We start from the raw sequence: 10,195 nt of genomic DNA on the forward strand, positions 1-10,195 counted from the left end.
GGTTCTGAAATGATCGAGCGGTGACCGAGCGACGCCCCGTACCTTTCATCGCCGGGGCGGTCGTGACCGTGGCCATCGTCGCCTCGTCCGTGTTGCTCCTGCTGCCGACGCGGGAACCGGAACCACCACCGGTGCCCGGCCCGCGGCCCGTCTTCCAGATGCCGGTGGCCTGCAAGGAGAACTGGATCCTCACCACCTATCCGGGCCACGACAATTTCGACATCGACTTCTTCCCGGCCAAGGGCAGGACCTGGGGCCGCCCGATCCTGGCGTCCGCCGCGGGCGAGGTGATCGAGTCCGGCATCAACGGCACACTCGGCGAGCGAACCCCGGAAAACCCGGACGGACCGTACGGTACGGGCGCCGGGTACTGGGTGAAGATCGACCACGGCGGCCTGTGGACCACCCAGTACCTGCACATGCTGGAACCGCCGATGGTGCAGAAGGGGCAGCGGGTCGAGCAGGGACAGCAGCTCGGCAGGATCGGCAGCACCGGCAAGTCCGGCGCCCCGCACCTGCACTACGAGCAGCGGGCCGCCGGCGAGAAGATGGAGGCGTACTTCGCGGGCGTCCCGTCCGGCATCACCACCGACGACCGGGAGTACGAAGTACGCCGTACCAGCGCCAACTGTGTCCCGAAGTGATCAGCGCGGCAAGGTGTACCGCCGCGGCAGCTCGAAGCCACGCCGCGCCAACAGCGACCGCAACCGGTCCGGATAGTCGGTGATCATGCCGTCCACCCCGTCGTCGATCAGCTTCGCCATCAGCGGCAGGTCGTCGACGGTCCACGGCACGACCTTGATCCCGTACGCGTGAGCGTGGCGCACCATCGCGGCGGTCACGTACGGCCGGTAGCCGGTGTCGTCCTGGAATCCGTGCACCGGCGAGTAGGTGGTGGCCCCGAAACTGCGGATCGCCCGGATCGGATCACCGTCGAAGTCGTCGATGTCGATGCCGCCCAGCCACGGTGACGCGCCCGGCCGACCGATCTGCAGGAAGTCGTAGTTGGAGAGCGCCACCAGCGGCAGCCTCGGTTCGACCCGGCGCATCAGCATGAGCGCGCCCCAGTCGAAGCTCTGCACGGTGACCCGTCCGGTCATGCCGGCCTTGCGGATCTCCGCCGCGGTGACCCGCACGAACTGCTCCCGCGGTGCGGTCTCCGACGGTGCGCCCGCCTCCACCTTCGTCTCGACGTTCATCTTGACTTGATTCGCCCGGTACATGTTGACGAGATGGAACACCTCGCTCAACAGGGGCACCCTGGCGCCCGGGACCGCCCGCTGACCCGGTTTGTCGGGCAGCGTCTTCGAACCGCAGTCCAGGGTGCGGACCTGCTTCAGGGTGAGCGTGTTGATGTATTTGCCGACGTAGGGAAACTCCGGGTCGCCGGGGGTGGCCGGGCCGGTGTCGGTGCATTTGGTTCCACTGACCCGCCGGTCGTGGGTGACGACGGCCCGGCCGTCCTCGGTGATCTGCACATCCAGTTCGAGCGTGGAGACGCCCAGCTCCAGCGCGTTGGCGAAGGCCGGGAGGGTGCTCTCCACCACGAGCCCGAGACCACCCCGGTGAGCCTGGAGGTCGAAGGTGCGCCGGTGCCTTCCCTGGTCAACGGTGAGCGGCCGATCCCGGTCGGCTGTGGGCGGCCGATTCTGGCCGGCTGTGGGCGGCCGATTCTGGTCAGCGGTGGGCGGCCGATCCCGGTCAGTTGTGGGCGGTCTTCCCTGGTCAGCGGTAGGTGGTCTTCCCTGGCCGGCGGTGGGCTGATCTCTTCCCTGGTCAGCGGTGGGTGGCGTGGGTTGAGGGCCGGCGTTCGCCGCGCTCGGGACGAGGAATCCCGCGGCCACCGTCAGCGTGATGATGCTGGTTCGCCATGTCCGCATGTCTGGCCCCTTCTCGTGAACCGGCTCCGGGGTCAGCCTGACCGTCGCAGGCAGCCGAAGGGATACATGACGGTGAATCCGAGGCGTCGAGCGGCTGGGCGGGGTGGGTGGTGCCTCCGGCCAGCGGCCCGGCTCTCCGGCTGTGCGTCGATCTCGACGCCACGAGAAGAAGACGATCCGGGGGATTTACCATCGCCGTACGCGAGTTGGGGTGCCTTTGTTCAGGGGTAACTTTGGTCAACGCCGGGGGCAGGCCGCCTCAGATTCTGGTTGAGGACATCGTTCGGGTGGGTCGTGAGCTGGGGATGAGCCGGCTCAGTGTGAACACCGAGAACGAGCAGGCCGTGGTGCGGGCGCTGACCGCCGATCCGGTACCCCGCACCCGGATCATCGTGGCGCACCGCGCGGCCGGTGTCCGGGCCGCCGACCGCATCCTCTTCCGGGAGGACGGCAGGATCACCGAGGACGGTACGTTCGACCAGCTGATCGCGGCCGGCGGGCGGTTCGCCGAGTTCTGGGACCACCAGGAGGCCGCCACCGGCCGGCGCCTCCGCAGATGAGATCCACACGGACCGTGACGTCGGTGAGGGCCGAGAGACCGTGCGGCCCTCACCGATCGTGACGTTGGCGAGGGCCACGAGAGGGTCAGTCGTCACGTTTCGTGACGTCGGCGGGGGCCAAGACCATGCGGCCCTCACCGATCGTGACGTCGGCGGTCAATCGACGGTGAGCAGGTCTTCTCGGGGTGGGGTCCACGGTGCGGACAGTTGTGGGCACTCGTCCTGGCTCGGGCCGACCCGTACCTCGGCCATGCCCAGCTCCGGTTCCCGGTCGTACCGTAGGTCTCCGACGATCCAGCCGTCACTGTCCGGAATTGCCCATGGTGCGCGGGCGAACTGCAGCAGCGCGTCGACGGCACAGTATTCGCTCGCCAGGCGGGCGAGCAGATCCGCCGGGACCGACAGTTCGCCGGCCCAGAGGATCTCGTCGGTGGACGGCTGCGCGACCGGGTCGAGGCGGGCCGTCGTCTCCGCGCCGGTGGCCTGGTACGCGCCGGTGGACGGGTACAGCTCGGCACAACGGTCGGCCGAGATCCAGCCCGGGGCCAGGGAATGGAAGGCCCGGCGTACCGAATAAGCCTCTTTTGATCTTTGAATGGCCAAGACCTCGCGGCACACCGGATCGGCAGGCATCGGCGTCAGCACCACGTCGAGAGTGGTGCTCGCCGGGAAATTCTGCGCCAGCAGCGCCTCGATCCGGCTCTCCGCGGTGCGGGACGTGACGACGAACGTCGCGGTCAGCGCCAGCCAGGCGACGATCCCGCCGGCCAGCGCGACACGGGCCGGGGCGAAGCGGCTGAGCGCGGCCAGACCGGCGGTCAGCAGGGTCAACAACGCCGCAAGAGTTGCCGGTACGAATCCACTGAACCAGCTCAACACGATGCCTGCCGTCAACACGAGCCCGATCAACACACGTGCCGTACGGCTCGGCAACACGAACAGCAGAGCCGCCGAACAGGCCCAGAGCAGGGGCTCGACGATGAAGACGGCGTCGCCGTAGAACCAGCGGTCGTTCAACGGCCAGAACGGGTGCACGCCGTACGAGTTGGTGAAGTCCAGCCCGATGTGCAGCAACGGCGCCAGGACCGACACCCCGGCGAGGAACCCGAGGTCGGCCGGTGCCGGTTTCACCTTCCGGCGCCGCCACCACAGCCAGACCGCGCCGAACAGCAGCACCGACAGTCCGAGCGCGCCGACCACGGTGTGCGTGTGGCCGCGATGGTGCAGCAGGTAGTCGAGGGTGCTGCCGGCCCAGCCGGTGTAGATGACGTCGGCGTCCGGCAGATTGCCGCCGACCGCCATCACGGTGATCGCCACCCCGCGCCGGGCCCGGTCGCTGAGCACGCTCGACGGCGGCAGCGTCCGGTGCAGCGTCTCGCCGACCAGCACACTGATCAATGTGTGCGTCAAGTTGTCCATGTTGATCGTCCTGGTCAGTAGGGACGCGGTTCGGCGTCGTCCGGGGAGCCGTCCGTCGCCACCAGTGAGGACACCGACGGCATGGCGACCAGCAGCATCGCGATCAGGTGCAGGATCGCGCCGAGGGAGAACAGGGTGATGCCGGTCCAGGCATACGTCAGGGCCACGTCGTCGCCGCTCTCGTCACCGACCGCCCCGACACCCAGACCGATCACCGTGATCGCCGGCATCAGCGCCAGCACGAGGACCATACCGGTGCCGTAGACCAGGGTCCGCAGGATCCAGCGGCCGGTCAGCCGGGTCAGCACCGTGCCGCCGAGCAGCAGGATGTCCATCACCGACACCACGCCGGCGACGATCGTCGCGTAGGTGAGGGCGGACGCCAGCCGATCCGCGTCACCGGTCTCGGCCAGTTCCCGTGGGGCGAACGTCATCAGCACCGCGGTGATCAGCGCGGCCAGGAGCGCCACCGCGAGCAGGGCGACGGCCGCGGTCAGCAGGCCGCGGCCGAGCGCCTCCCGGTCGTCCGGGCGGTGCCAGGCCAGGTAGGCGCGGGCCGGCGTCAGCATCCAGAGGACCGCCGAGATGATCAGCGGCAATATGTACAACATTGACGAAGCCAGAATCAATACGATCAACATGAGTTCTGGGTTCTCGGTCTGCCCGATATCGGTCATCAGGTACCAGGCCAGGTAGGCCATCGTGCCGGACAGCGCCACCCCGAGCGGGCCGAACGTCCAGAGCACCGCGCGCCCGCCGGGCCGGCCGTTCGCGGCCCGCACCGCCGCCCACCCGACCAGGGCGGGCACGGACACGACCAGACCGACGCCGGCCAGCAGGATGAGCACCTCACCCGGGGCGGTCGGCTCGGGCGCGACCCGGGGCATGAAGGACAGGACGGCCATCAGCGCGACGAAGGCGCCCCACTGGATGATCGCGGCCGCCAGCGCCGGCCAGGCGAGCCACCGGGCCAGCCGCACCACCCCGGGTTCGCGATACGCCTCATCCGCGAACGGTGCCCCACCAGCATCGGCGAACCCCGGCGTCCCCGGTTGGTGCCCATACGCCGAGAAAGACCCGGCGGCGGCCGGAGGAAAGGACCCGCCCGGCGGAGGAAAGGGTGCGCCCGGCGGAGGAAAGGGTGCGCCCGGCGAGGGGGAGGGCCCGTTTTGCGGAGGGAGGGGCGCGGCAGACGAAGGAAAGGGCGATGCAGGCGGTGGAGGGTGCGCGGCGTGCGGAGGGTAAGGCGTGCCGGGCGGAGGGAAGTGCGCGGCTTGCGCGGGGGAGGGCGTGCCGGGCGGAGGGAAGTGCGCGACGTGCGCGGCTTGCGCGGGGAAGGGCGTGCCGGGCGGAAGAGGCTGCCCGGCAGAGGGAGGAACTGGCGCGCCAGAAGGACCCGGACGGGGTTCGGTGTGTGGTCCGGGCGGGAGGGCTGGGTGCGGGCCGGCCGGGGATTCCGGGTTGGGTGCGGCGTTCGGTGTGGTTCGGGGGGCGTGGTGTGGATCGGGGTGGGGGAGGGGCTGTTGTCCAGCCAGTGGGTGTGGTTCGGGGTGGGGGAGGGGGTGTTGTCCGGCCGGTGGGTGTGGTTCGGGAGTGGGGTGGGCTGGGGGCTCGTCTGGCGAACCGGGGTGTCTGGCCGGGAACATGCAGACAGGGTAGGGTCCGAGGCCACAATCGAAGAAGCCGTGACTGCCGCCGCGGGAGAGTTTCCGTTTCTGGACGGGACGCCGAAGGAGCAACTTCTCCCTCAGAATCTCTCAGGCCCACGTACCGCAGCGGTCAGGCGACTCTGGAAAGCCGGTCCCTCGAGGCCGCGCCCAAGGTGCAAGCCGTGCACGAGGCGGCGAAGCTCTCAGGCCCGATGACAGAGCGAGGGAGGCCCAGCCGCCTGTCGCTAAGAGGAGCCTGTCATGGCCGTGTCCGTTTTCGATCTGTTCTCCGTCGGTATCGGGCCGTCGAGTTCGCACACCGTCGGGCCGATGCGGGCCGCGGCCATGTTCGCCCGGCGGCTGGACGGGCGGACCCGGACGGTGCGGGCCGAACTGTTCGGGTCGCTGGGGGCGACCGGTCACGGGCACGGCACCCCGCGGGCCGTGCTGCTCGGCCTGATGGGGGAGGATCCGGAGACGGTCGACACCAGCCTGGAACCGGTGGTGACGGCCTTCGAGGTGGACATGGTGCTGCATCGCCGCCGGTCGCTGCCCGAGCACCCCAACGGGATGATCTTCACGGCTCGGGACGCCGACGGGGCCGAGCTGCTGCGCAAGACCTATTTCTCGGTCGGCGGCGGGTTCGTGACGGGAGACGTCACTTCCGCGGCGGTACGCCCGGAGCAGACGCCCGTCCCGTTCCCCTTCCTGTCCGGTGACGAGTTGCTGGCACTGACCCGTTCGACCGGGCTGTCGATCGGCCGCCTGATGATGGCGAACGAGAAAGCCCGACGACCGGAGCAGGAGGTCCGGGACGGGCTGTCGGGCATCTGGCGGGTGATGGACGAGTGCGTCCGGGACGGGCTGGAGGCGGAGGGCGTACTGCCGGGTGGTCTGAAGGTTCGTCGCCGTGCGGGGGCGATCGCCCGGCAGCTGCGAGCCGCGGGTGATCCGGCCGCCCACGCCATGGAGTGGCTGACCGTCTACGCGATGGCCGTCAACGAGCAGAACGCCGCCGGCGGCCGGGTGGTGACCGCGCCCACCAACGGCGCGGCCGGCATCATCCCGGCGGTGCTGCGCTACTACCTGGATTTCGTCCCCGGCGCGGGACCGGAAGGGGTCGTCCGTTTCCTGCTGGCGGCCGGTGCGATCGGTCTGCTGTTCAAGGAGAACGCCAGCATCTCCGGTGCCGAGGTGGGCTGTCAGGGTGAGGTGGGGTCGGCGTGCGCGATGGCGGCGGCCGGGCTGGCCGAGGTGCTGGGCGGTACGCCGGAGCAGGTGGAGAACGCCGCCGAGATCGGGATGGAGCACAACCTGGGCCTGACCTGCGATCCGGTCGGTGGCCTGGTGCAGATCCCGTGCATCGAGCGCAACGGCATGGCCGCGGTGAAGGCGGTGACCGCGGCCCGGATGGCGTTGCGGGGCGACGGCCGGCACCACGTCTCCCTGGACAAGGTCATCAAGACCATGAAGGAGACCGGCGCCGACATGAAGATCAAGTACAAGGAGACGTCCCGCGGCGGCCTGGCCGTCAACGTCATCGAGTGCTGACGCTGACGGCCGGGCCGGCACCGGCTCAGGCGGGTTCGAAACCGGCGATGTGCAGGGCGAACGCCCGGATCGACCCGGTGTCGGCGTTGGCGGTGTCGACCACCTTGAGCGACCACGTCCCGTCCACCGCCGACGCCCGCAGCGACGACAGCGGCACATCGGGTCGCCAGGTCCCGGTGAACGGAGCGTTCGCCGAGGTCACCGACGAGAACGGAGCGGCCGCCCGGTCGTCGAAGACCACCTGGCACAGGTTGTTGCCGCCCCCACCGTCCCGGGCGAACAGCGTCGCCGCCCGCCCGTCCGGAGCGGTCAGTGTGGCGACCAGGTCACCGGCCCACGAGTGGTCCAGCCCGACCGTGGCAGCCCCGACGACCGTGGAGCACTCGGTACCGTCGATGGACAGGGTCAGCGTGGACGCGTACCCGACCCCGCCGACGTCGACGGTGGCGGTGGCCCCGGCCGGGTCGTTGTCCGGGATCGGCAGAACCGGCCCGGTGTAGGCGAAGTCCCGCACCGTCGTCGAGGCCTGCCCGGTGGAGACGAGCACCGTGCCCGAGGTGGGCGACAGCACCCCGGCGAAGGTGGCCCGCACCGACAGCGTGACCGGCCGCCCGAGCGGATACCCGGCGTCCAGTTTCAGCGTGTAGTCCCTGCTCCTGGTCGCGCCCGCGGCGATGGTGCCGTACGACCGGGACCGCGGGGTGAGGACCGCCCCCGGATGGTCGGAGTCGACGACGACGCTGACCCCGGTGGCCGTACCGTCGCCGGCGTTGCGCACCGGCAGGGTGACCGTGCCCTGCTCGCCGGGCTCCAGATAGGCGTCGCCGTCCCCGGTCGTCGGGGTGACGGTGGGTGTGCCGGCCCGGACCAGCGGCTGCGGGGTGGCGCCGGTGTTGCGCAGCAGCAGGTCGGCGCGGATCACCCCGGCGCCGGTGCGGGCGTCCCGTCCGGCCGGGGTGAGGTCGAGCGCGCTGCCGGTGAGCGCGGCCCGGATCTCGGCGTTGGTCAGCCCGGGGTTGCCGGACAGGGCGAGGGCGGCGATCGCGGCGGCGTGCGGCGCGGCGGCCGAGGTGCCGTAGAACGTCTCGAACCCGGGCACCGTCGTGGACACCCCGTCGGCGGCGGTGATCTCCGGCTTGACCCGTAGCGAACCGCCGGTCGACGAGTAGTTCCCGGGCGTGATCGGCGTGCCGTCGGCCTGGTAGAAGACACGCCGTGGCCCGTCGGAGGTGAAGCGTTCCGGCAGCTGGACGCGGGTGAAGACGGTCGGGAACGGGCCGGCCGGGTTCGGCGGGTCACCGGCTTCCAGGGCGAACGGCAGCGGGTCCTTCGCCGGGGCGGCGGCCACCGAGAACGCGTTCACCGCGGCACTGTGCCCGCGGGTCACGCCCGGTGTGGAGAACCCGGTGAACCGCCCGCGGAAGACGGAGAGCTGCAGGTAGCGGTCGGCGCCGGAGTATTTGACGACGGCCAGTCGCTGACCCGTACCGGAGCCGGTCTGCAGAATTTCGAAGGGGTCGTCGTCGCCGTCCTGACTGTCCTGGGAGAAGCCGGTGACGTCACCGGCCGCGTTGATCAGGTAGAGGTCGTAGTCGTTGGCCGAGCCGAGCAGCGGGTCGGCCCACCAGAGTGTGGTCACCCGGCCTGCGCTGTTCGGCGACAGCGGGTTGAAGATCTGGGTGCCCGTCCCGGGGTCGAAGTCGTGGGCGTCCCCGGCGAACTTGCCGACCCCGAGACCGGAGTCCACGAAGTCGCCCTCCCAGTTGCCGGAGGCGCCGTCCAGGGTGTTGCCCTCGTTGCCGGCCGAGCTGAAGTAGTACGCCCCGTCGGCGGTCACCGCGTTCACCGACTGCGCCGGGAGCCCGTCCTGGAAGGGGCTCTCGTGGTAGTAGACGACGTCGTCGACGATGATGTCGCATCCGGCGTCGAACCGCAGCGCCCGGATGTTGGCCGCGAAACTCGCCTCGCTGGTGAAGGCGGTGGCGAAACCGAGGCGGGCGTTCGGCACCAGGTCGTGGATGATCTCCAGCATCGCGGTGCCCTCGTCGCCGGAACCCTCCTCACCCGGGAGCACGTCCACGTCGGCGGGCAGGTCACCGCTGGCCTGCGAGGCGGCGAGCGAGTCGACACCGTCGGACAGGGCGCAGACCTTCACCCCCACGCCGGTCACCTTGTACCTGGTCCGGGCGGTGTCGGCGGCGTGCACCCGGTCGCCCTCGGAGGTCGTCGTGCCGGCGGCCTTCGCCACCCGTACGGCCGCGTCGATCCTTTTCGCCTTGTCCTGTTTGGTGTCGGCGATCGGTGAGCCGGGCGAGGTCTGGTGGCTGCTGATCAGGCCGTGTTTCAGGCTGATGGCGGTGACGTCGGGCCAGGTCGCGATGGCCGGCAGCGCCTTGAGCGGCGCCTCGGCCAGCACGGTGGACGCGGCCGGGAAGCGGATCCCCGCGCCGGCCTTCCGCAGCCGGTCCAGCAGGCCGTCGTCGATCTTCGTGGCGCGGATCTCGACCTCGACGGTGCCGGACTCGGAGACCGGAACCCCGGTGTCGAGGTGCGGCAGCGCGACGCCCCGGATCTCGGCGGCGAGACGGCTGTCGAGTTTGCGTTCGGCCGGCGTGAGTGACTTCTTCAACTGCTGAAGGGCGGCGATCTGGGCGTACGCGCGGTTCGCCGCGTCGTCACGCGCCTCGGCGCCGGTCGCCGGAATGGTCAGAGCCGCGACGAGCACTGTTGCGATGGACATCCTGAATACGTTCAATGTCGTGCCCCCACTGACATCTATCGATTCGATGTACGTGGATGCCATCTAACAGCACGATGCCCCGGTCACCAAGGGTGACCGGGGCATCGTACGGATTGTCAGCGAATGCGGTCCTTGAGCTGCTGCCAGCGGCTTCGCGGCTTACGCGCCTCGGCGATCTTGCGACCACCGAACACGCCGCCCGCGACGAGCGCGGCGAATCCCAGAGCCGCCGCGGAGATGATGGCGGGACGCTTGCGTCCCTTCTCAGCCACCGAAGAGTCGTCCGGCATGATCTTCGGCAGCGCGTCAACACTGCTGTCGTAAGTGGTCATGCACCACTACATGCCCACTGGGCGACATCAGAAACCGAAGTCCTGGGTGAAGTAGGGCGCACCA

General features: G+C 70.0%; 8 protein-coding genes and 2 riboswitches. Of the genes, 3 read left to right on the forward strand and 5 right to left on the reverse strand.

Annotation, left to right across the window (positions count from 1 at the left end; genetic code table 11):
* Nucleotides 1–74: 74 nt before the first annotated feature.
* On the forward strand, nt 75–644 hold the full coding sequence (locus Aco03nite_RS46455) for a M23 family metallopeptidase (protein WP_239145999.1): 570 nt from the start codon (nt 75–77) through the stop codon (nt 642–644).
* Here Aco03nite_RS46455 and Aco03nite_RS46460 read toward each other — a convergent pair whose 3' ends face one another.
* Entirely contained in the window at nt 645–1,880 is a 1,236-nt protein-coding gene (locus tag Aco03nite_RS46460; protein WP_275415982.1) for a glycerophosphodiester phosphodiesterase family protein, read from the reverse strand.
* Between the two features lie 287 nt (nt 1,881–2,167).
* Here Aco03nite_RS46460 and Aco03nite_RS46465 point away from each other — a divergent pair, with 287 nt between their 5' ends.
* Nucleotides 2,168–2,440 (forward strand): ABC transporter ATP-binding protein, encoded by a 273-nt coding sequence (locus tag Aco03nite_RS46465; RefSeq protein ID WP_203808442.1) that lies wholly within the window; start codon nt 2,168–2,170, stop codon nt 2,438–2,440.
* A gap of 156 nt (nt 2,441–2,596) precedes the next feature.
* Here Aco03nite_RS46465 and Aco03nite_RS46470 read toward each other — a convergent pair whose 3' ends face one another.
* Together Aco03nite_RS46470 and Aco03nite_RS46475 are read right to left on the reverse strand one after the other, a co-directional pair.
* Entirely contained in the window at nt 2,597–3,850 is a 1,254-nt protein-coding gene (locus Aco03nite_RS46470) for a metal-dependent hydrolase (protein ID WP_203808444.1), read from the reverse strand.
* 23 nt (nt 3,851–3,873) lie between these two features.
* Entirely contained in the window at nt 3,874–4,839 is a 966-nt protein-coding gene (locus Aco03nite_RS46475) for a hypothetical protein (RefSeq protein ID WP_203808446.1), read from the reverse strand.
* 708 nt (nt 4,840–5,547) lie between these two features.
* A riboswitch (glycine riboswitch) is annotated at nt 5,548–5,642 on the forward strand.
* A gap of 4 nt (nt 5,643–5,646) precedes the next feature.
* Nucleotides 5,647–5,729, forward strand: a riboswitch (glycine riboswitch).
* Nucleotides 5,730–5,769: 40 nt separating this feature from the next.
* On the opposite strand from Aco03nite_RS46475, the gene Aco03nite_RS46480 reads away from it, so the two are divergent.
* Complete coding sequence (locus Aco03nite_RS46480; RefSeq protein WP_203808448.1) at nt 5,770–7,059, forward strand: L-serine ammonia-lyase; 1,290 nt, start codon at nt 5,770–5,772, stop codon at nt 7,057–7,059.
* A 25-nt stretch (nt 7,060–7,084) separates the two neighbouring features.
* On the opposite strand, the gene Aco03nite_RS46485 is transcribed toward Aco03nite_RS46480, so the two are convergent.
* Nucleotides 7,085–9,799 carry a S8 family serine peptidase gene (locus tag Aco03nite_RS46485; RefSeq protein WP_203808450.1) on the reverse strand — a complete coding sequence of 905 codons (2,715 nt, stop codon included), beginning with the start codon at nt 9,797–9,799 and terminating at the stop codon, nt 7,085–7,087.
* A gap of 116 nt (nt 9,800–9,915) precedes the next feature.
* Nucleotides 9,916–10,131 carry a hypothetical protein gene (locus Aco03nite_RS46490; protein WP_203808452.1) on the reverse strand — a complete coding sequence of 72 codons (216 nt, stop codon included), beginning with the start codon at nt 10,129–10,131 and terminating at the stop codon, nt 9,916–9,918.
* Between the last annotated feature and the right edge of the window lie 64 nt (nt 10,132–10,195).

Source organism: Actinoplanes couchii (assembly GCF_016862075.1).
In the GTDB taxonomy this organism is placed as follows: domain Bacteria; phylum Actinomycetota; class Actinomycetes; order Mycobacteriales; family Micromonosporaceae; genus Actinoplanes; species Actinoplanes couchii.